At 53.2% G+C, this 20,573-nt stretch carries 20 protein-coding genes; 12 read left to right on the top strand and 8 right to left on the bottom strand.

The window, feature by feature from the left end:
- Positions 1 to 76: 76 nt before the first annotated feature.
- Positions 77 to 712, bottom strand: coding sequence for an HD domain-containing protein (locus tag F8A88_RS10700; protein ID WP_151151150.1), 636 nt, complete (start codon positions 710 to 712; stop codon positions 77 to 79).
- Positions 713 to 1,136: 424 nt separating this feature from the next.
- Here F8A88_RS10700 and F8A88_RS10695 point away from each other — a divergent pair, with 424 nt between their 5' ends.
- Both F8A88_RS10695 and F8A88_RS10690 read left to right on the top strand, forming a co-directional pair.
- On the top strand, positions 1,137 to 1,778 hold the full coding sequence (locus F8A88_RS10695) for an alpha/beta hydrolase family protein (protein WP_161598389.1): 642 nt from the start codon (positions 1,137 to 1,139) through the stop codon (positions 1,776 to 1,778).
- Between the two features lie 227 nt (positions 1,779 to 2,005).
- Entirely contained in the window at positions 2,006 to 2,461 is a 456-nt protein-coding gene (locus tag F8A88_RS10690; protein WP_151151148.1) for an arsenate reductase ArsC, read from the top strand.
- Between the two features lie 154 nt (positions 2,462 to 2,615).
- Here F8A88_RS10690 and F8A88_RS10685 read toward each other — a convergent pair whose 3' ends face one another.
- The 3 genes from F8A88_RS10685 to F8A88_RS10675 all read right to left on the bottom strand — a co-directional run bounded on the left by F8A88_RS10685 (position 2,616) and on the right by F8A88_RS10675 (position 4,566).
- Positions 2,616 to 3,182, bottom strand: a complete 567-nt coding sequence (locus tag F8A88_RS10685; RefSeq protein WP_151151147.1) for a lipid-binding SYLF domain-containing protein — start codon at positions 3,180 to 3,182, stop codon at positions 2,616 to 2,618.
- A 134-nt stretch (positions 3,183 to 3,316) separates the two neighbouring features.
- Positions 3,317 to 4,153, bottom strand: a complete 837-nt coding sequence (locus F8A88_RS10680) for an MBL fold metallo-hydrolase (protein ID WP_151151146.1) — start codon at positions 4,151 to 4,153, stop codon at positions 3,317 to 3,319.
- Positions 4,154 to 4,206: 53 nt separating this feature from the next.
- Positions 4,207 to 4,566: a zinc ribbon domain-containing protein YjdM gene (locus F8A88_RS10675; RefSeq protein ID WP_151151145.1), complete on the bottom strand. Its 360-nt coding sequence runs from the start codon at positions 4,564 to 4,566 to the stop codon at positions 4,207 to 4,209.
- 269 nt (positions 4,567 to 4,835) lie between these two features.
- Here F8A88_RS10675 and F8A88_RS10670 point away from each other — a divergent pair, with 269 nt between their 5' ends.
- The 10 genes from F8A88_RS10670 to F8A88_RS10625 all read left to right on the top strand — a co-directional run bounded on the left by F8A88_RS10670 (position 4,836) and on the right by F8A88_RS10625 (position 16,557).
- Positions 4,836 to 6,551: a tetrathionate reductase family octaheme c-type cytochrome gene (locus tag F8A88_RS10670; RefSeq protein ID WP_151151144.1), complete on the top strand. Its 1,716-nt coding sequence runs from the start codon at positions 4,836 to 4,838 to the stop codon at positions 6,549 to 6,551.
- Positions 6,552 to 6,554: 3 nt separating this feature from the next.
- Positions 6,555 to 7,208, top strand: coding sequence for a cytochrome b/b6 domain-containing protein (locus F8A88_RS10665; protein WP_151151143.1), 654 nt, complete (start codon positions 6,555 to 6,557; stop codon positions 7,206 to 7,208).
- A gap of 224 nt (positions 7,209 to 7,432) precedes the next feature.
- Positions 7,433 to 8,242 carry a glycosyltransferase family 2 protein gene (locus tag F8A88_RS10660; protein WP_151151142.1) on the top strand — a complete coding sequence of 270 codons (810 nt, stop codon included), beginning with the start codon at positions 7,433 to 7,435 and terminating at the stop codon, positions 8,240 to 8,242.
- A 199-nt stretch (positions 8,243 to 8,441) separates the two neighbouring features.
- On the top strand, positions 8,442 to 9,551 hold the full coding sequence (gene wecB / locus F8A88_RS10655) for a non-hydrolyzing UDP-N-acetylglucosamine 2-epimerase (protein WP_151151141.1): 1,110 nt from the start codon (positions 8,442 to 8,444) through the stop codon (positions 9,549 to 9,551).
- Between the two features lie 28 nt (positions 9,552 to 9,579).
- Entirely contained in the window at positions 9,580 to 10,641 is a 1,062-nt protein-coding gene (locus F8A88_RS10650) for a glycosyltransferase (RefSeq protein WP_151151140.1), read from the top strand.
- A gap of 163 nt (positions 10,642 to 10,804) precedes the next feature.
- Positions 10,805 to 11,392: a class I SAM-dependent methyltransferase gene (locus F8A88_RS10645; protein ID WP_151151139.1), complete on the top strand. Its 588-nt coding sequence runs from the start codon at positions 10,805 to 10,807 to the stop codon at positions 11,390 to 11,392.
- A 40-nt stretch (positions 11,393 to 11,432) separates the two neighbouring features.
- A complete protein-coding gene (locus F8A88_RS10640; protein ID WP_151151138.1) occupies positions 11,433 to 12,224 on the top strand; it encodes a cytidylyltransferase domain-containing protein in 792 nt (263 codons plus the stop codon).
- A 212-nt stretch (positions 12,225 to 12,436) separates the two neighbouring features.
- Positions 12,437 to 13,072: a hypothetical protein gene (locus F8A88_RS10635; protein WP_151151137.1), complete on the top strand. Its 636-nt coding sequence runs from the start codon at positions 12,437 to 12,439 to the stop codon at positions 13,070 to 13,072.
- Between the two features lie 13 nt (positions 13,073 to 13,085).
- A complete protein-coding gene (locus F8A88_RS10630; protein ID WP_151151136.1) occupies positions 13,086 to 15,362 on the top strand; it encodes a polysaccharide pyruvyl transferase family protein in 2,277 nt (758 codons plus the stop codon).
- A 10-nt stretch (positions 15,363 to 15,372) separates the two neighbouring features.
- Positions 15,373 to 16,557, top strand: coding sequence for a TIGR00180 family glycosyltransferase (locus F8A88_RS10625; protein ID WP_151151135.1), 1,185 nt, complete (start codon positions 15,373 to 15,375; stop codon positions 16,555 to 16,557).
- Here F8A88_RS10625 and wecB (F8A88_RS10620) read toward each other — a convergent pair.
- The 4 genes from wecB (F8A88_RS10620) to rfbG are packed head-to-tail and all read right to left on the bottom strand — an operon-like array spanning position 16,554 to position 20,573.
- Complete coding sequence (gene wecB / locus F8A88_RS10620; protein WP_151151134.1) at positions 16,554 to 17,711, bottom strand: non-hydrolyzing UDP-N-acetylglucosamine 2-epimerase; 1,158 nt, start codon at positions 17,709 to 17,711, stop codon at positions 16,554 to 16,556. The two genes, F8A88_RS10625 and wecB (F8A88_RS10620), sit on opposite strands and share 4 nt — an antisense overlap.
- A gap of 38 nt (positions 17,712 to 17,749) precedes the next feature.
- The gene (locus tag F8A88_RS10615) at positions 17,750 to 18,973 is read right to left on the bottom strand and encodes a class I SAM-dependent methyltransferase (protein ID WP_151151133.1); all 1,224 of its coding nucleotides are present in this window, start codon (positions 18,971 to 18,973) and stop codon (positions 17,750 to 17,752) included.
- On the bottom strand, positions 18,970 to 19,521 hold the full coding sequence (gene rfbC / locus F8A88_RS10610) for a dTDP-4-dehydrorhamnose 3,5-epimerase (protein ID WP_151151132.1): 552 nt from the start codon (positions 19,519 to 19,521) through the stop codon (positions 18,970 to 18,972). The genes F8A88_RS10615 and rfbC overlap by 4 nt, the downstream gene beginning before the upstream one ends.
- Entirely contained in the window at positions 19,518 to 20,573 is a 1,056-nt protein-coding gene (gene rfbG / locus F8A88_RS10605) for a CDP-glucose 4,6-dehydratase (RefSeq protein ID WP_151151131.1), read from the bottom strand. The genes rfbC and rfbG overlap by 4 nt, the downstream gene beginning before the upstream one ends.

Genomic DNA, 20,573 nt, shown 5'->3' with positions numbered 1-20,573 from the left:
GCAGCGCTAAAAAGTTTGCGGGGTGGGGTTTGGGGAGGGGAGCTTTTCAAAACTCCCCTCCCCAAAAAACATTCACCTACTTCATGATCTCGGCAACGGATTCTTCCGCGCCGCCCAGCGGCATGCGCGCGGCATATTCCTGCTTGCGTGCGGCCAGTTCTTCCAAAGCCAGTTCCCGGGACATGTCGGAATAAAAGAATGACGGTTCGGGAATCTGCCCCACAAGCCTGTCGTGCAGAAAATCCGGCTCAAATTCAAACCGTTCGATGTCCGCACCGAAACCGATGTCCGAAAAACGCCACAGCTTGTCCGCGTCGCGCACCATGCCCTCGTTATGGGAGATGAAATGGTCGCGGGTGTCGTGCTGGGAAATGATCTCCAGAATTTCGGTGGTCCACTCTTCGGGATACGCCAGTTCGCCCAGAATCTCGCGGGCAATGGCCACGCCCTCGTCCTGATGCCGGTAGCGCACGGCCAGTTCGTCCTCGCGGGTTGCCGTGGGGCTGAAAATGACGAACCGCTCCTCGCGGGTCAGACGGCTCCAGCCCGTGTCGTGCAAGATGATGGCGGGGAAAACCACCTGCGGATCGCCGCCCGCCAGCGAAACCAGCTTTTGGGCAAAACCGTAGGTCACGGCAGCATGCCCGGCATCGTCCCGCTTGTCCTGAAACGGCAACGCCGCTTCCCAGATTTGATCGTATATTGTATTCATGGCCCGAATAATTGATGAAAAAAGTTACGCGCAACAGTCGCCGAGTTCCTCCCCAGACAGCCGCCCCGGCCAACGCCAGCCGTGCCGAAACGACAAAACCCGAAACCCATAGTCCGGCCCGGCAATCGCGTCAACCGTGCTTCACCGCCCTGCGAAAATGTTGTGCGGCACAATCTATCATGCTGTTGAATCACGGGCTGAAAACATATAGTAACCGACGGTGCCAAACAGTAGCCACCCCAACCTCGCGGAGTTCTCCATGAAAAAAGTCTTTTTACACGCACTTTCCACTGCCGCAATGACATTGATGCTTACTTTCGCGATCAGTCATCAGGCTCAGGCCTCAGGAACGCCTGCCGAATTCGAGGGTTTGCAGGCAACGGTATTCGGGACACCGGCTTTAATTGCCGCAGACACGAAAATAATGATCGTAACGCACGGCGACAGCGGAAAGGCCGACTACATGGTTCCCTTTGCCGAAGAGCTGGCAGGCGAAGGGATCGTGGCCATTACATTGGCCAGACCCGGATGCTCCATTGACGGAAGAAAATCCAAAGGCAAACACGACAACAGGAAAGGCGACCTGTACACGCGATCCAGCATGAACCGTGTTGCTGATGCAGTGAAAGCCATCAAGGAACAATACGGGACAAACCACATATTCATGACAGGACATTCCGGTGGCGCGGCCACTGTGGCGCTGGTGGCCGCCCTGAACCCGGATCTGCTTGAAGGCGGCATCATGGTCTGCCTGCCTGCGGACGTGGTAAAATGGCGGCACCACGCAGCACGCCGCAAGGGCAGAAAATATCACGCATGGCGCAATTCCCTTTCGCCCATCAAATACGTGGACGACCTCGCCCCGCAGGCCCGGTTCGTGGTCATTGCCGGGGCCGACGATAACAACACCCCGGCGGAACTTGCCGAGGAGTATGTGGCCAAGGCAACCGCGGAAGGCAAAAACATAAAGCTCATCATCGTACCCGGGGCCGGGCACCGGCTGAACCGGGACAGCGACCCCAAGGGGCAGGTCATCATGGACGAGGCCACAACCCTGCTGCAATAAAAACACATGCGGGGCCGACCCTCTGTCCGGTTCCTCCCGCAATCCGCCCGTGCAAATCAGGCCCTGCGCAACCATACGCAGGGCCTTTTGTCACAATTCAGTGAAAAATGGCCGGACGGGTTGACCTGTGCGACCGGGGTTGTAGTTTGGCACAAGCCGAAATTCACATTTTGGCGTACGTGCCGGCAATGGCGGCCCGCACAAACAACAACATTCCCGGAGACGACATGGAAAAAGTCCTGTTCATATGCGTCCACAACAGCGCGCGCAGCCAGATGGCCGAAGCATACCTCAAAGAACTCGGCAGCGATGTTTTCGAGGTCGAAAGCGCAGGCTTTGAACCAACGGAAATCAATCCGCTGGTGATCGAAGTCATAAAAGAGGAAAACATCGACCTCTCGGACAAGCCCACCCAATCGGTATTCGACCTCTACAAACAGGGCAGGCTCTATACATACGTGATCACCGTATGCGAAGAAAGCGACGGCCAATGTCCGGTCTTCCCGGGTATGGTCCACCGCCTGCACATTCCGTTCGCGGACCCGGCCACCGTGCAGGGCAGCCACGAGGAACAGCTGAATCAGGTACGCGCCATCCGCGACGAGATCAAAAAGAACATCCAACTGTTCATCAACGGCGAAAAAAACGGTCAGCATTCCTTTCTGGAGCTTTACGGGAAATAGCCGGACATATCTTGGTCTTCAAAACCAATGTGCAACCAACGGCTTACACTGGCCACCAGCCTCTGGCCGCCAGGTAAATCAATATCCATGAAAAAGCCCCTGCGCACTTTGCGCAGGGGCTTTTATTTGCTGTGGACAAGGCCCGGTTCAATGGCTACTTCGGCTCAAAACTGAACTTCTGGCCGCCGATGCTGGCCTCGTACATGAGGCCGCCCTTGGTGATGGCAAAGGTGGCCATGCCGTTCGTATAGCCGTTGCCGCCGGTGCTGGCGTTGTTCTTGCCGCCGCTGGCCGTGGCCGAGCTGCCGCTGGTGTTGGCGGAAGCGCCCGCCGAAGCCGTGATCACCGTTGCCTGCGCCTCGGCCCCGAATTCGAAATTGCCGCTGGTGAATTCACGCAGGGCGCGCTTGTCCTCGAAGAACACCACCTGGCTGTAGCCGGTGCCGCCGAGTTGGAATCCGATGGTGGCCTGCGTCATGGACGTGTCGCCAATGTATTTGCCCTGCTCATAAACGCGGCCTTCGCCATAGGCGCCGCCCACGATGAAGCCGCCCTTGCCGATGGTCGGGAACAGGGCGTAGCCGTATGCGGAATCAAACATGTTCGAGGCCCCGGCGTCCGCAAACATCCTCTTTGTTTCGGAATAGTCGTCCGCACAGGCCGGATGAGCGGCAAAAGACACGGCCACCAGAAGCATCAATACTTTCAGAAATGATTTCATATGGATTTTCCTTGTGGTTTATGGTGCAGACACACGAGCCTGCCGAGCATCTAGCATCGAACGGCCAAAAAGCAAAAGGGAAAAACCGATTCTCACGGCATTGTCGCATTCAGACGGCACGCCCCATGCCCGCCTCAGTACTCCAACTGCAACCCAACGCCCGCCTCGCACAGGTTCGCGACCCGCGCGAGCCGGATTTTGGAGGCCAGATCCGTGCAATGGCAGGCAAACACCCGTTCAGCCCGCAGAGCTTCGAAATAATCCATGGTGCCCTGCATCTGGCGCTCGGGCGGGTTCTGGAGATGAAAGCCCCCGATCACGTCACGAACGCGCTGTTCGCCACACACGGCGCGGGCGTGTTCAATGATGTTGCAGATGCCCGCGTGCGAGCAGCCCGTGATGACCACAAGGCCGTCATCGGTCCGGCAGGCCATGGCCGAATCCTCGCGCACAAAACAGTCGCGCTCGCCGTCCGGATGCCGCACCGTTCCCAGCGGCTCAAGGGACTCGAAATCGTTGTTGCGCGGAATCTCGCCCAGAAACACCAGATCATCCGTGAGCCAGACCGGCTCGCGGGACAGATTCATGTCGCAAAAACGGCTCACCGCATCCTGCTGCAAAAAGGACCCGATCTCGGGCAGCCCGTCCACATGGCGGCTCAGAAAAACCTCGGGATGCGCCACGAATTCGGGCCGGGGGCACGCCAGTCCTTCGATCATGGACTCCGTAAACATGCGAAACAGGGGAGCAAGGCCCCAGCTGTGGTCAACATGCGAATGGGAGAGCACCACCGCATTCAACTGCCGCAGGTCAATGCCCATTCTCGGGGCATTGCGCAGAAAGGCGTCGCTGTATCCGGCGTCGAACAGGACGTTCCTGCCGCAATCCTCCACATGAAAACTCAATCCGGGTTCGCCCAGAAAGTACCTGTCGATGAGCGTATTGTTGTCCACGAGAACCGAAAGCCGCATGTTTCCTCCGGGTGTTGGGAAGACGGCGGGACCATGCCCCGAACGCCTGCGGATCAGCCTTTCTTGACGATGGAGGTCTTGAGCAGCATGGCACCGAAGCCCGGCACCTTGCAGTCGATGTCATGCACGCCGTCCGCAGGCTCGATAAGCCGAATGTTCTTGACCTTGGTGCCCTTCTTGATGGGCGAGGATGCGCCCTTGACCTTCAGGTCCTGCGTGATGATGACCGTATCGCCGTCCTTGAGTTCGTTGCCGTTGGCGTCCTTGTAAACCCGCGCCGCCGGTTCTGCAGCGTCTTTTTCGACCGCATCGCCGGGCTGAAATTCAAAACCGCACTCCGGACATACCAGCATGGTGCCGTCCGAGTATACATATTCACAGTCGCACTGGGGACAGTTGGGGATATTTTCCATTATTTTCCAGCCGTTTATTGTTATTATTTCATCAAAAGACACAACCCGTCGCCAAAACGCGCTGATCAAATCATAAAAAAACCAGCGGGTCCACACCCGGCCCGATGCCGGAAACAGGCCGGGCGTCACAGCGACAACTCCTTTTATTATAAACCCAGAATTCTGGACAAGAATATCAAATCCATGCATACATTGTAGACAAGTATTCTTATCTGTCCACCTCACGGGGACGCTCCAGCGGAGCAAACGGGTCAGCAAGGAGGGAACACATGAAACCGAACTCATGGCGATGGATCATCACCGGCGCGGTGATGCTGTTCGCCTTCACGGGCACAGCAATCGCGGCCACCGGGCACGAAGACGCGCCCGGCAGAAAAATGGCCATTCAGGCCACCAAGGCCAAGCCTCTGGTGCGCACCATCACAGCCGATCACAGCAAGTTCAAACAACTGCAGTTCACCCCGGAACAACAAAAAACCATGAAGCCGGAAGAGGTCACCAAAACCTGCCTCGGCTGTCACAACCAGGCCGCGCTCCAGTTCCACCAGACGATTCACTGGACATGGCGCGACTTCGATGAAAACGGCAAGCCCACCAAACTGGGCAAGGGCGGCATTTCCGTCAACAACTTCTGAATCAACACCGCAAGCAACGAGGCTCGTTGCACATCATGCCACGCAGGTTACGGCTGGAAGGACAAGAATTTCGACTTCTCATCACAGGAGCGGGTCGATTGCCTGGTCTGCCATGAACAGACCGGAACCTACAAGAAATTCCCCTCCGGCGCGGGATACCCGGCGCCCTACATCGAAGACCCGGACAACCCGGGCAAGCAGAAAGGCAAAGTTTTCAAAAGCAACGGCAAGACCTATTTTGCACCGAACTGGGCCGAAGTGTCCCAGAGCGTGGGTCGCCCTGCCCGGCGCAACTGCGGCACCTGCCACTTCTACGGCGGCGGGGCCGATGCCGTAAAACACGGGGACCTCGATTCCTCGCTGGTCAAACCCGCCAAGAATCTGGACGTGCACATGGGGTCGCGCGAATCCGGCGGACAGGAGTTCACCTGTGTGCGCTGCCATACCACCAGGAATCACCACATCGCGGGCCGCATCTATGACAAGCCGGCGGCGCTGGAACGCAAAAGCCTGCTGCAGGACGACCTTGGCGACAAGATCATGTGCGAATCCTGCCACGGCTCCCAGCCCCACATCAGCGGCGGCATGGACGCCAAGCTCAACGACCATACGGACAAGGTGGCCTGCCAGTCGTGCCACATTCCCGAATTCGCCCGCGCCCAATCCACCAAGATGTGGTGGGACTGGTCCACGGCCGGACAGCTCATGGACGGCAAGGCAAAGGTCAAGGGACCGGACGGCAAGCCCGTTTTCGTCAAGAAAAAGGGTTCGTTCATATGGGAAAAGGACGTGGTTCCGGAATACTACTGGTTCGACGGCACAATGGCCCACGTGACCGTGGAAGACCCCATCGATCCCACATCGGAAGTCTGGCTGAACAAGCCCAACGGCTCGCGCGGGGATCCCCATTCGCGAATCATGCCCTTCAAGGTACACCGGGGCAAGACGCCGTATGACAAGATCAACAAGATCATGGTCATTCCGCACCTGTTCCCCAGGAACAAGAACGACAAGAACGCCTACTGGAAATCCTTTGACTGGCAAAAGGCCATCAAATCCGGCATGGACTACGCCGGGCAGGACTACAGCGGTGAATACGGATTCATTGAAACGGCCTATGCCTTCCCGACCACACACATGGTCGCGCCACGCGAAAATGCGCTTCAATGCGCGCAGTGCCACAGCAAAGAAAGCCGGCTGAACAACCTCACCGGCTTCTACATGCCCGCGCGCGACACCTTCGAACTGGTGGACGCGGCGGGATGGTTCGGCACGGGCGCGGCGCTGCTCGCCGTTTTCATCCACGGCATCATGCGCTTCGTCTCCGGTCTCAAAAGGAAGGAGGGCTAGGCCATGAATCAACATCGCATGAAAAAGATATACCTGTACTCCAAGTTCGAACGGTTCTGGCACTGGTTTCAGGCCGTGATCATCATCCTGCTGCTGCTCACCGGCTTCGAGGTGCATGGCACGGTTTCGCTGTTCGGATTCATGAAGGCCGTTGATCTGCACAACATCCTCGGCCTGACATGGCTGGGCATGTTCTTCTTCTTTGCCTTCTGGATGTTCGTGACCCACGAATACCGGCAGTACATCCCCACCACCAAGAAACTCTTCGAGGTGGCGAGGTATTACTCCTCCGGCATCTTCAAGGGCGAACCCCACCCCGTGCACAAGAGCAAGAACGCCAAGCACAACCCCATGCAGCGGCTGACCTACCTGTCGCTCACGGCCCTGCTGCTGCCCTTCCAGATGATCACGGGCTTTTTGTACTGGGGCTACAATGACTGGGCGGATTGGGGCCTTTCGTGGCTCAGCCTTGAAGTGGTCGCCCTGCTCCATCTTGTCGGGGGCTTCTCCATCCTGATCTTCCTGATCGTGCATGTGTACATGACAACCACCGGCCACACCATCACGGCCCATGTGGCGGCCATGTTCTCGGGCTGGGAAGAAGTGCCCGAGGAAGAAGAAGTGGCAGACTGGGAACGCAAGGAAGAAATGCACTGATCCTGCCGGGCAGCGCCCGGACGGCGAGGACGAACGAAATGAAAACGACCGGGGCCGGAACATCTGTTCCGGCCCCGGTATCGTTTGCTCCGTGCCTGCGGAGACGAGCGACGCTCATTTCCCCTTCCACCAATGCTGTTCGTTGACAAATGGATTGCAAAAAACTATTTTTCCAAGCTAGTTACATTGAAACATCCAAGCAGCGCCCAAAGCGAGATGCGACCATGGAAAAAATATCCGTCATCGTGCCCAGCTACAACCACGCCCAGTACATTGAGGCGTGTCTGGACTCCATCCTTTTTCAGGACCATGACAACATCGAGCTGATCATTGTGGACGACTGCTCCACGGACGATTCCCGGCGCGTGATCACCGAGTATCTGAACGGCGTGGAAAACGACACCGCCTCCCACGCGGCTCGCTACAACGAGGAAACAGGCACGGTGGAACGCGCTGTCTACCCCCGCTATCCGCAGCAGGGCCGCACCATCAAGGCCATATTCAACGAAAGGAACATGGGATCCACATGGACCTACAACCGGGGCTTCCGCGAGGCCACGGGGAAATTCTGCGCCTTCGTGGTTTCGGACGACATCTGCCACCCGCAGATGTTTTCCACGCTGGCCGCCCCGCTGGAACGCGACGAGGCCGATTTCACCTACGCGGACATGTTCGTCATTGACGATTGCCACCGCATCCTGCGGGAATTCAAGCTGCCGGATTATGATTTTGAAAAAAGCTTTGCGGACTGGTATCTGTGCGGCGTGGCCACCCTCTACAAACGTTCACTGCATGAACGATTCGGCTATTACGACGAACAGGCCAAGGCCGACGACCACGAATGCTACCTGCGCTTCGCCATGAACGGCGCACGTTTCCTGCACATTCCCAAAACACTGTACAGCGTTCGGTCCCACCATGACCGCGAAGTGGGCCTGCATGATCCCGGGGCATTCAACGCTCTGCTGTCCTACTCGGCCGAACTGACCCTCAGGGCCAGAGAATGGCTTGAAAAGAAACGCTCTCAGGACTGAACCTGCCCTCAGGCCGCGGTTCCCTTTATCCTTATGAACCCCATGAATCAATTAGTGGGTGAATGTTGGTTCGCTTTTTGCTAACCTTCCCCGGCAGGTAGTTTTTTCCGACACATAATCTGCGGACGCTGCTAAAATCGAAACCATGGCGTCAAAAAACAGGCTTGCCTTTATGGGACATCTGGGGGCGTGACATCCAATGCACATAAACAAAAAACGCATACATCTTGTGGTGGCTGCAAGGCCCAATTTCGTTAAGGTCGCGCCCGTGTATCATGCATTGACCACGGTGAACAAATTTGAGCTGCGCATCGTCCACACCGGGCAGCACTACGACTACGCCCTGTCTCGCAACCTTTTTGAAGACCTTGCCCTTCCTGATCCGGCCATAAACCTGCGGGTGGGCTCGGGAAGTCACGGCCACCAAGTGGCGAATGCACTGGTTCGTTATGAGAAGTACCTTCTCCACGACAAACCCGATCTGTGCATTGTGCCAGGCGATGTCAATTCCTCGCTTGCCTGCGCACTGGCCGCAGCCAAACTGCATGTACCCGTGGCACACCTTGAGGCGGGACTGCGGAGCTTCGATCCCACCATGCCCGAGGAAATCAACCGTCAACTTACCGACAGGCTATCATCCATCCTGTGGACACCCTCGGCAGACGCAGATGAGAACCTCAGCAACGAAGGCATTGACTCAAACAATATTACTCTTGTCGGTAACTGCATGATCGATTCGCTGGTCAAGATGCTGCCGACCATTCAAGGTAAACGCACTTGGAAAAAATACGGCCTGACGCCCGATAAGTACTGCGTGGTCACGCTGCACCGACCGGGCAATGTAGATATCCCCTCACGCCTCAATTCGTTGATGCAAGCCCTTCATGATCTGGCAGAAGACACTAGGGTTATCATGCCGCTGCACCCGCGCACCCGCGCACGCCTTGAGGCAGCATCCCTCCTACCATCAATTGATGCCGACACCAGAATCACGCTCACCGAACCGCTTGGTTACCTTGATTTCCTTTCGCTGGTGGAAAGGTCCCGGGCCGTAATTACCGATTCGGGCGGCATTCAGGAAGAAACCACGTATCTTGGGATTCCGTGTCTCACCATTCGCCCCAACACGGAGCGTCCGGTGACATGCTCCATCGGCACCAATGTACTGGTAGAACCCGAAACTCTTCCACATAACTTTGCGACAGCTTTGGACCAGAGGGGGAAAAAGCCTTCGGTACCGCCGCTATGGGACGGCCACGCCGGACTACGGGTAGCCCAAGACCTGCAAAAACGCATCCTGCGCCACTAACGATGTAAAAGCAAACAAGGAGTTCAAAATGACCAAGGATTCTTTGAACATTCTTTTTATCCACGAAGATCCGTGCGCCCGAGCCTATAAAGAAGCGGTGGCCCTGCGCAAACGTGGTCATACCATAGACTTGGCTTGCGAAAAAATCACAAACCAGCCTGCCAGCCGGGAACAGTTCCGCGACATATACACATATAAAAACCTAAACGAACTGGCCGCCATAGTTCGTCAAAAAAAATGGGATGTCATCCACGGCCACAACGAACCAAACGAACCTACAGAAGTTGCTATCCGCAATGCTGACGACTGCCCAGTCATTTTTGACTGCCACGACTTCAGAGGCTTGCGCCAAAAGATGGCCCCCGAAGAGTTGGTGACGGAAAAATGCTGTTTTGAGGAAAGCGACGGAGCCATAGTGGTCAGCACGACCATGATGGATGTCGTCCACCGCTACTACTCCCCCAAGCGGCTAGTCTCCCTGCCCTGCTACTGCCTAGTCGACGAAATAAAACGCGAACGCATGGACAAACTTTCGGGAAACCATCTCGTGTATCAAGGCATGCTCCTTGACGCGGGCATCTATCCACTCGAATACCGAAATTACTATCCTTTATTCAAAAAAATCACCGACAACGGCATACATGTCCATGTGTACTGTTCCAGTTTCAACCCCCGCGTACAGGGCACATACATTGAACTGAATGAATCTTCGGACCTCTTCCACTTCCACCAGCATATCCCCTATGCGGATCTCCTCAGAGAAATGAGTCAGTACCAATGGGGATTGGCTGCTTTCAACATATCAGAAATACTGGAAGAAAAGCGCCTGACCTTTCTGAACAGCATCCTGCCCAACAAGCTTTTCGATTACCTATTTTCCGGAGTGACCCCGGTGGTCATGAACAACAAGACCGCAGGGGAATGGGTGGAAGAGAACCAGACAGGGTACTATGCCCGCTCCGAAGACGAACTGCTGGACATTCTGCTGAACGAAAACCCTTTGTCCTATTTTGAAGACATCAGCTTCATGAGCATGGAAAAACACATTCAGGATATTGAAGACCTGTACCGGGAAGTGCTCCCCAATTAGGCCCCGGGAAATCATGGGAAAAAGTAATATCACCACCCTCAAAGCACCATGTCCAAAGATGCCGAGAACATACGTCTGATTTTCGTAAATCGTAATAAACAAGGGACTGGCGGGCGATGCTGAAAGCAGAACATTCTGTTAAGAAAAAAGAAGGGAATCAAGCATGGGCAAGGAACAATTAAGCCATTTTTACGACAATCTATTCACCAACGGTGGAGCTGAACAGGCCTATCATAAGCACTACCAAAACTGCTTTTACTATCCGGCCTGGATAGCGGCCATGGATCTACTTCGGCAAATCTGCCCTCAAAGCATCCTTGAACTCGGTTGCGGACCGGGGCAATTCGCGGCCATGATCCACGACCACCTTAACCCCACTCCGGATTATTTGGGCCTGGACTTTAGCGCAAAAGGCATTGAAATATCTCGTAATAATTGTCCAAAACTATCTTTCGAAATTGTGGACATCGTGAAGGATGCAATCCCCACAAAAGACTTCGATTGCGTTGTTTGCCTAGAAACATTGGAACACATCCATGCCGACCTAACCGTTCTTAAGAAACTCCCCCTTGGCATCCCTTTAATATTTAGCGTTCCAAATTTCAACTCGGCATCTCACGTGCGCTGGTTCACGGACGAACAGGCCATAAGAAAGCGATATGAAGGATTGGTCGAATTTAAAGACATAAAAACGATACAGATAGGTACGCACACAAACCTGCTGTTTATCGTCAAGGGAATACGTATATGAATGTCCTTCCCTCCATCAATTGTCCAAAGAGTGTTGAAAAATGAAAAAACAACGTCCTTTCGTCAGGCGACCGCAAGACTGGTGCCAAAAAATTGTCGACAGATATTTCCCAGGCACATTGAAAAGCATATCCGATGAAATCAAACGCTCCGGCAGAAAGTGCGACAAAACGGTAATCCATATCGCAGCCCGAAGCGGCTCCAGCCGCTTGAAAGACAAAAACATAAAACCCTTATGCGGCATACCGCTCATGGGTTATACTATCGCCATTGCCCGAAGCATGGGGGCAGACAGGATTCTAGTAAACACGGACTCCGCTGAATATGCCAAGACAGCCGAACGGTACGGAGCAGAAATCCCCTTCCTGAGACCGCCCGAACTCGCGACCGATAAAGTGTCTCCAGGAATCGCCACCTATTACGCGCAAAAGTGGCTGCTTCAGCAGGAATACCCTGTAAAAACCTGGATTGAACTCTACCCGACGTCTCCATTCAGAAACGCCATCAAAATGCAGAAATATTTGAAAAAGGCCAAAAAATCAGGAAGCTTCTTTACCGTGGCAGTTCCCCAAACCTCATTCGACAATATCTATGATGAAAATATGTGCCAACGTTCTTCTAACGCAGAACCAAACGAAAACCACAACATCTTCTTCAAAAGAATTGGAAACATGACAGGTCATGACTTGGTCCTATCAAATCTGCACTGGCGGCATTGCCAAATCATCAACGACCCCGTTGAACTCATAGATATAGACACGGAAAGTGATTTCGAAAAAGCAACAAAGATAATAGATTCAGGATGTTACAATTTTGGAGTTCCCATATGTTAATGATATTATCGTTTGCATACCGTGATCTCCGAGAACAACAGCTATTATCATCGCCATCAATAGCACAATATATTCTTGATTATGCACTCAAAGTCAGTAAACAGTCGCCTCACATCACTACGACGGCCATTGTGGGGACCTCAAATCTCCCCTTCCTTCCTCCAGCATACTCCCAAGGGCATTTAAGCATAAAGGAAAGGATGTTGGCGGAAATGGATTGGGCCAACACAATGGTGCATGAAGATACGAAAACAAAATATGAAAACGAATGGGCCGTCGTCTTCCGTCCTGCGCAAGGAGGAATTTCCCTTACGAGGCTAAACCAATTCTGTTCTGCAGTACAATCTATCAAAATCAAAAAACACACATGGGCCGTCGCCACCCTCCTAAAAAAACACAGCACGCTTACCCATCCCTACTGGGGATTACGCTCAGCACCAAGGATTTTTGCCAACGGGGAGTCTATTCACATTCCCATTGACGATGCGACCATGCGGGATGATTTGAAGCATACACACCCGCAACTCTGTGCCCAGCACGGAACAAATGATATAAACAGAAGCCAAGATGTCCCCCTGCTACTTCATTCTGACGAGGCGTTGTATGCCTTCCAACTGGGCAACAAACGCAACGAAAGCATTGAGGAATACACCCATCACACAATCCCCTGCCAAGGGTTGGTTCAGGAACATCTTCCACTATTTTACCAGCTACCCACTTTTGATCTGAACAAAAATCAGGCGATAGACGTCGCTTCTCTTGAAAGGCTGGTGGAAAAAAATTCTCAGGGTGAATTTGCGTTAAAAACACAAGAAAAAACGCAAATTACTTTTCCCCAAAAAACATAGCAGGCGAGGGACAATGTCCATATCAATATGCCTTTTTGGCTCCCTTATGGAGGCCCATGTCAATCGAAGCCTGCATCAGGCTCTGAAAAACGAAGGGTGTCAAATCCTTTCAACCGGTCCTGTGTGGGGCGGGCACGACCTCCCGAAGGATGAAGGGGACATTGAAAAAATCAGAAACAAACTGCACTTGGCTATCGACCATAAAATTGATGTACTGTTCGTTATCAGGGCAGCAGCCCTGCCGCCCAAACTGGTGCGAGAAGCAAAGGCCAAAGGAGTGTTCACCGTTGTCTGGCTTCCAGACGACCCTGTGCTCTATGATTTTTTGTACAAGCATGTCGTTGATGAATACGATCTAGTGCTCAATTGCGGGTCAAAAAATATTCTTGATTTTTATACGGCAAAAGGTCACCAACCCGGAATAAACTTTCCGTTTTGGACCTCTTCTGATTTCTTCCCATACTGCTACAACCCAGAAAAATCAGCACTTGACGTTGTTTTCTGGGGCAACTGCACAGGGGCCGGTCGTAAAGCCCGATATGAAACTATAGCGGCTCTCCCTGCGAGGACGCGCACCTTCGGCCGTATCGGGGATGACCCCATGGGGTTGCACGGGGGTGTCATCAAAGACATAAACAACACGGAAAAACTCGTCAGCAAAACATTTTGCAACTTCAAAATTGGGTTGAATATCCCTCAACACTTTTCCGACTATGCAGACTCTGTATACTCATTCAAAGGGCTCGAAAAACTGGGATCATTTCAAATTCCAAGTAGAGTTGTTCAATATGCGGCATCAGGTATGCCCATCCTCAGCTTCGGCAACACGTTGAACGGCCTGCTGCCGGGTGCCATCTGTGTCAATTCGCAAGAAGAAGCCGCAAAAAAACTTGAAGTGCTTCGGGACGCGGACAGACTGCTGTCACTTTCACGGGAAGTGCATGCCAGCTTCAAACGGTTTTACAGCGCAACAATCCGGGCTAAATTTCTGCTCGCCCTTTTGGATGGCAGTCTCAGCAACCCCTATGGCATGTCGAGTGAAAAACGGGCGCGTCTCTTTTTTGATGCCGCAGACACGCTTGCGTGCACGAAAAGCTGGCTCACAAAAGACGCACCGACGAAAAAATCAAACGTTACAATCGCGGGATACTACGGGCGAGAAAACCTCGGAGACGAACTCATTCTGCAGTCCATGGTGAACAACGTGGACACCCCGGACGCCTCCGTCGAATTTACCGTTGCGGCCGAGGATCCGAAAAACGCGGCCGCCATGCACGGATTGCGAACAATACCCCGACACGAACTGGACAAAAGCAACGAAGAGGCCCGCCGATCCTCCTCCCTTGTCCTCGGAGGAGGAGGGCTGTGGCACGATTACTCCTTTGAAGCCCAAGGAGGAATCCCCGGCCTGTTCTCACCTTCTCCGTGGTCGATAACCGGCTATGGGAAATTGCCGCTTATGTGGGCAATCCACAACAGGCCGGTCCATGTCTATGGAGTGGGTGTCGGACCGCTCGACTCGGATGACGCACGCTCCACGGTCCGCTTTCTCGGAGAACAAGCAACCACCATTTCCGTTCGTGACGAAAGCTCCAGAAAGCTGCTGCTCTCAATTCCGGGCTGGTCAAAATCGGTAAACCTGTTTCCTGACCCGGTCTTTGCCCTGGATTTGGCCCCATACCAAATGGACACAGGACCTTTACAAGACGGAAAAATCACCCTCGGCATAAATCTTCGCCAATGGCCGTATCATGATCTGGAACCACTGATGAACAACCTAGCTGCGGCAATAACATCACTGTCCGAAACAACGCCTGTGAAACTCGTGGGCATTCCGTTGCAGACAAACGCAGACACGGAAATGATACAGAATTTGTTTCGCAGGCTTCCCCCAACGGCAACCCGAGAAATGCTTGCAAAATCAAGTCACTCAACCACCATTCAGGCAATCTCCCGATGCTCGGCGATGATTTCCATGCGTCTGCACGCTTGCATTCTGTCTTGGCGCCTCGGCGTACCGACAGCAGGCTTTGCATACGACACCAAGGTAAAAAACACCTTTGACCAGCTTGGTGTTCCTGAAGCCTGCCTTCCGATTGAACCTTCATTGCCACAATTAACAGAGGCCATCTTACGAATCGTTCAATCCCCAAAAGACCTCATCCAAAAAACAACGCCCGAACTCAAAACCGTCGAGCAACAGTCCCGCAACGGACTTTCCTATTTGCGGCTCTGGCTAAAGTCTGGATCAGGCAATATTCCATTCGGCGAAAACATGGCCCAAAAATAAGGACTCCATCATGGCCACGCTCTTTATACCTACACGCAACAGACCTTACTCATTAGACTTTGTCTTAAAATACTTCTCCGAAACCGCACCGGGGACGCCCATTGTCATTGCAGACGGCAGTGAAACTAGCATGGCAAAAAAGAACATTTCCGTAGCAGAAAAATACAACGGCAAACTGAAGATCACCCTCCGACAATACGACGAAAAAACGCCGTACACCCATCGCTTCATAGACGCGTTGCAAAGCGTGGACGACGAATACGTCGTCATGGGAGCCGATGACGACTATCTGGATATGGATGTGATCCGGAAAGGTGAAGACCATCTCAGGGACAACCCGGACTACGTCTTGGCATTGGGCTACCGGGTGGACATGGACGAACGGAAAAAAAACTACATCCGGGCAACGCTTTTCCATTCCTTCAGCATTGAAATGGATGACCCGCTGGAACGGCTACAGTACTTCACGGAATGGCCATTTGCCACGACATACAGCGTATCACGAAAGAAATATCTGCTCAGGCGCTACCAAAATCTCTTTGACATGGACTTCAAAAAGCACGACCCCGAAGCCACCCTGCCCATGATATATGGGTTCAACGATTATCTGATCGGAATATTTGATCTGTTTGAAGGAAAGATAAAAGCATTTCCAGAGTTATCCTGCATATCGACCAAAATACCGGCATTCGAATACATGCGCTCGTACAATCCCCTTAGTTGCCTGACCCAAAGCGAGGGGGTCCTCCAAATACGCGACATCATAGCACAAAAGATGACGCAAAAACTTGGCATGAAAGAACAAAATGCCCTTCGAAGCAGCTCCGACCTCATTCGCAAACGGCTTTGCGAACTGACTGGAGGAAAGCTGACAAACCTACACGAATTTTGGACAGGCAGGCATTTCTCAGAAAAAGAAATTGTCATTCAATTCCGATTCTTCAACAGAATGTTCCATGCAAAAACACAGGAACACGCCAAAAGTGCGGAATTGATCAGGGCTGCAAATGCATACAGCCGTGCCATCCGGGGGCTGAGTCCGATAGATGGCAAAATGAAACCAGCCCCGGAGTACAATCTGGAAAAATTGTCAGCTCCCCCCATACGCGAAGAGGAAGTTGCAACATACAAATATCTTGATATCAACGACTTGAGGGAGCTTCCGTCCCTTCCGAAAGGAGCAACAAGGCGTTAACGGCCAAAAAAATCCTCTTGATCCAAATAGGGTCGGCGTCCGCCGTACCAGTTCAAGAGGGCCTTCAAAATGCGCTGCGCGGCCATGCCGTCCCCAAAAGGATTGCTCTGTCCGGACGACCGGGGAGGCGTTGCCAGCCATGCCGATGCACGAAGGACGATATCCTCCGTGCCTGTCCCGACTAGTAGTGATGTCCCGGCCTCCATTGCTTCAGACCGTTCAGTCGTTTCCCGCATAACAAGCACGGGAGTCCCGAACGTGGGCGCTTCTTCCTGTACACCTCCGGAATCAGTAAGGATCAGGGCCGCAAATTTCATGGTCGAAACAAATTCGAAGTAATCCAAAGGCTCCACAAGGTGAACCCTGTCCAAATCGGAAAGGGCTGGAAAGACCATCTGCCGTACCACCGGATTCTTATGCACCGGGAACACCACCTCCACATCCGGATGGTGTTGTGCGATCTTCCTCACCGCCAGACAAATCCGGGCAAGAGACGCGCCCCAGGATTCACGCCGGTGCGCTGTCACCAAAACAATTCGTCGCCCGGGTACGACGCGCCGCGCAACACAGACGGGAAGCTCCGTTATCTGGCTGGAAACCCTTTGCAACGTATCCACAACGGTATTCCCAGTTACAATAATAGACTCAGGGTCAACCTGTTCACCTTCAAGATTCCTGCGGGCCTGCCGGGTCGGCGCGAAATTCAATGTCGCAAAGGAACTGATGAACTTCCGGTTCGCTTCCTCCGGATACGGGTTCATGATGTCCCCACTTCGCAGCCCCGCCTCCACATGGCCTACGGGAACGCCCCGATGAAACGCTGCAAGGCCTGAAGCAAAAGCAGTGGTCGTATCCCCCTGAACAACAACCATATCCGGTCCAAGATTTTCCAGTACAGCGTCCATCTCTTCCAACACTTTACCGCACAGGCCGTTTAGATTTCCGACCTTGTGCATCAGCTTCAAGTCGACATCCGGCGTCAACTTCAACCGGGAAAAGACCTGATCAAGTTGCGTACGGTGCTGTCCTGTTGAAACAAGAACTGCCTTCACACAGGGGCTCTCGCCAAGGCATTGGCAAAGAGAGGCCATCTTTATGGCTTCGGGGCGGGTGCCCACAACAGTAGCAACAAGTGGAATTCGTTCTGACACCATCGTATTCGCTTGTTTCGGTTACGCCTGTTCTGTTCCGATCAATATATATGCAAGGTGGGAATCGCGGTAACAAACCGCCCTCCCCATTCCTTGATGTACGCATGTTGATGCCTGATTTCTTCCTGAAGGTTCCAGGGAAGAATAACAACATAATCGGGCCTGCGTTCGCGCACGGTTGAGGGAGACAGCACAGGAATATGGCTGCCCGGCATGAACAACCCCTGCTTGTGGGGAGAGGCGTCCACGCAAAATGGAATCAAATCACTTCGAATTCCGCAATAATTCAGCAACGTATTTCCTTTGGCGGCAGCACCATACGCTGCGACCAGCTTCCCTCGCTTCCTTTGCTCGACAAGGAAATCCAGCATATCCACCTTGACGTTGTCCGCTTTCTCCTGAAAACCTCGATAATAATCCATGGTGGCAAAACCCATAGATTGTTCTTCGGCCATGATTCGCTCCACAGACGCTAACACGGCTCTGTTTTCCTCTGCATGACCGGCAAAAATCCGCAAAGACCCTCCGTGCGTAGGCAAGGTCTCAACGTCAAATATCACCAACCTCCGGCTGGCAAATATCCGTTGCGCGGAAAACAAAGAAAAATACGAAAAGTGCTCATGATAGATGGTGTCAAACTGACCCAGCCTGACCAGATTGCCCAAATAGGGGAACTCCATGGTGACCGTACCGCCCGGCTTGAGCGCAATTTTGAGACCATCGACAAAGTCATTCACATCGGGAACATGCGCCAACACGTTATTCCCCAGCAATAAATCTGCCTGCCTGCCCTGCTCCACAAGCTTGTTGGCAAGCGCCGCACCAAAAAATTCCCTGACACTCTCCACGCCCTTTTTGAACGCAGCGTCTGCCGTCCCCCCCGAAGGTTCAACTCCCAAACAGGGAATGCCTTTTTTTACGAACCACTGGAGCAGGTAACCATCGTTCGAGGCCACTTCAAGAACAAATGAATCCTTGCTCAGGGCAAAGCGCTCCTCCGCCATATCGACATAGCGACGGGCGTGTTCCACCCAGGAACTGGAAAAAGAAGAATAGTACGCGTAGTCGTTCGAAAAAATATCTCGGGATTTCTTGTATTCCGGAAGCTGCACCAAAAAACACTTGGGGCAGATATAAACCTTGAGAGGATAAAAAATTTCCGGCTCATCCAACTGCCCGCCAGTAAGAAAAGAGTTGGAAGGAGGCTGATTGACCAGATCGATCAGGACGTTTTCGAGCGGTGATTGGCAATGGCGGCACTTCATACATTCACCCCTGAAAAAGTATCATCGATAAGCGGATGCTGCATATCCCGCTGCGAAACGTCGCCAGGAGGCAGAGGCCACTCTATCTTCACCACAGGGTCATCATGCCGCACCCCCTCCTCTCTCTCCGGCGAATAGTACTCCGAATGAAGGTACAGCATCTCCGTGTCGGGGGCCAAAGCCTGAAATCCGTGTGCAAAGCCTTCCGGTATATACAGCGCTTTGTTGTTATCCGGAGACAAAACCGTACCGAACCACTTCAGGTATGTCTTTGAATCAGGCCTCAAATCCACGGCAACGTCAAAACATCTTCCGGCCAGACAACGGACGATCTTTTTTTCCGCACAAGGATATTGCTGAAAGTGCATTCCTCGAACAGTCCCGACACTCTTGGTCGACGAATGGTTGATCTGAACAACATTCATTTCAAGACCAGTTTCGCTCAGTTCCCTGAGGCAAAACAGTCGCGCAAACTGACCGCGCGCGTCACGAAAAGGTTCACTCTGGACCTGATACAGGCCAGAAATCGGCAGTGGGGTTATTATCACAACAATTCCTCAAACTGGCAGATTTGATCAAGGGTCAACCTTCGTGCATCCACCCCGTCGTTCCATCCCTTGTACCACTGGGCGACCAGTTCAATTGCCTCAGGAAAACCGGCTTTCGACTGCCAGCCAAGGACATCCCTTGCCTTGCTGCAGTTAAGTATCAGACACTCCGCTTCATACGGATGTTGTTGCTCATCGAGCAAGGCGGCAGCGCCATCGCCCCACAACCGTGCAAAGCACGTCACAACGTCACTCACGGTAAGCGCGGAGTCTGCGTCAGGACCAAAATTCCAACCGCCTGAGTATTCCTGCCCTGCTTCACAAAGGGCCTTGGCCAACGACAAATAGCCCGCCAAAGGATCCAGAACATGCTGCCATGGACGGATGGCGTCCGGGCAACGGATGGACACAGCCTTTCCGCGTATGAAAGCTCGGACCATATCCGGTATCAGCCGATCCCGGGCGAAATCGCCACCACCAATGACGTTGCCAGCACGGACGGAAGCCACGGCCGTTTCACTCGAAGCAAAATAGCTCTGGCGGTATGACTCGGCCACAATCTCGGCACACCCCTTGCTGGCCGAATACGGATCTCTCCCACCCATGGGGGCCGTTTCACAAAAAGCAACTCTCTTTCCAGAATTTTTGTAACATTTGTCACTTGTTACGTTAATAACGGCCTGAACACCCGTTGTATGGCGAACCGCTTCCAGAACGTTCGCGGTCCCCATCACGTTGGTGGAAAAAGTCGTCAAAGGATCGGCATACGAAGGGCGGACTAAAGACTGGGCTGCCATGTGGATTACGATTTCCGGCGCAAATTTCCTGACTGCGCAAGTCAGTTTTTGTTCATCGCGGACATCGCCCCCAAGACGTGTCACATCCTTCTCGACGCAGGCCAACTCCCAAAGGGAGGGATGCCCGGGAGGCTCAAGTGAATACGCCCCGACATGGGCACCCATGCTCTTGAGCCAGAGCACGAGCCATGCCCCCTTGAAACCGGTATGCCCGGTTATGAAGACGCGGCGCTTATCAAAAAAAGAATCAAACAT

This window comes from Pseudodesulfovibrio senegalensis (genome assembly GCF_008830225.1).
Classification (GTDB): Bacteria; Desulfobacterota; Desulfovibrionia; order Desulfovibrionales; family Desulfovibrionaceae; genus Pseudodesulfovibrio; species Pseudodesulfovibrio senegalensis.
Note: the sequence above shows the minus strand (reverse complement) of the source record. Positions and strands in the feature narration are given on the sequence as shown.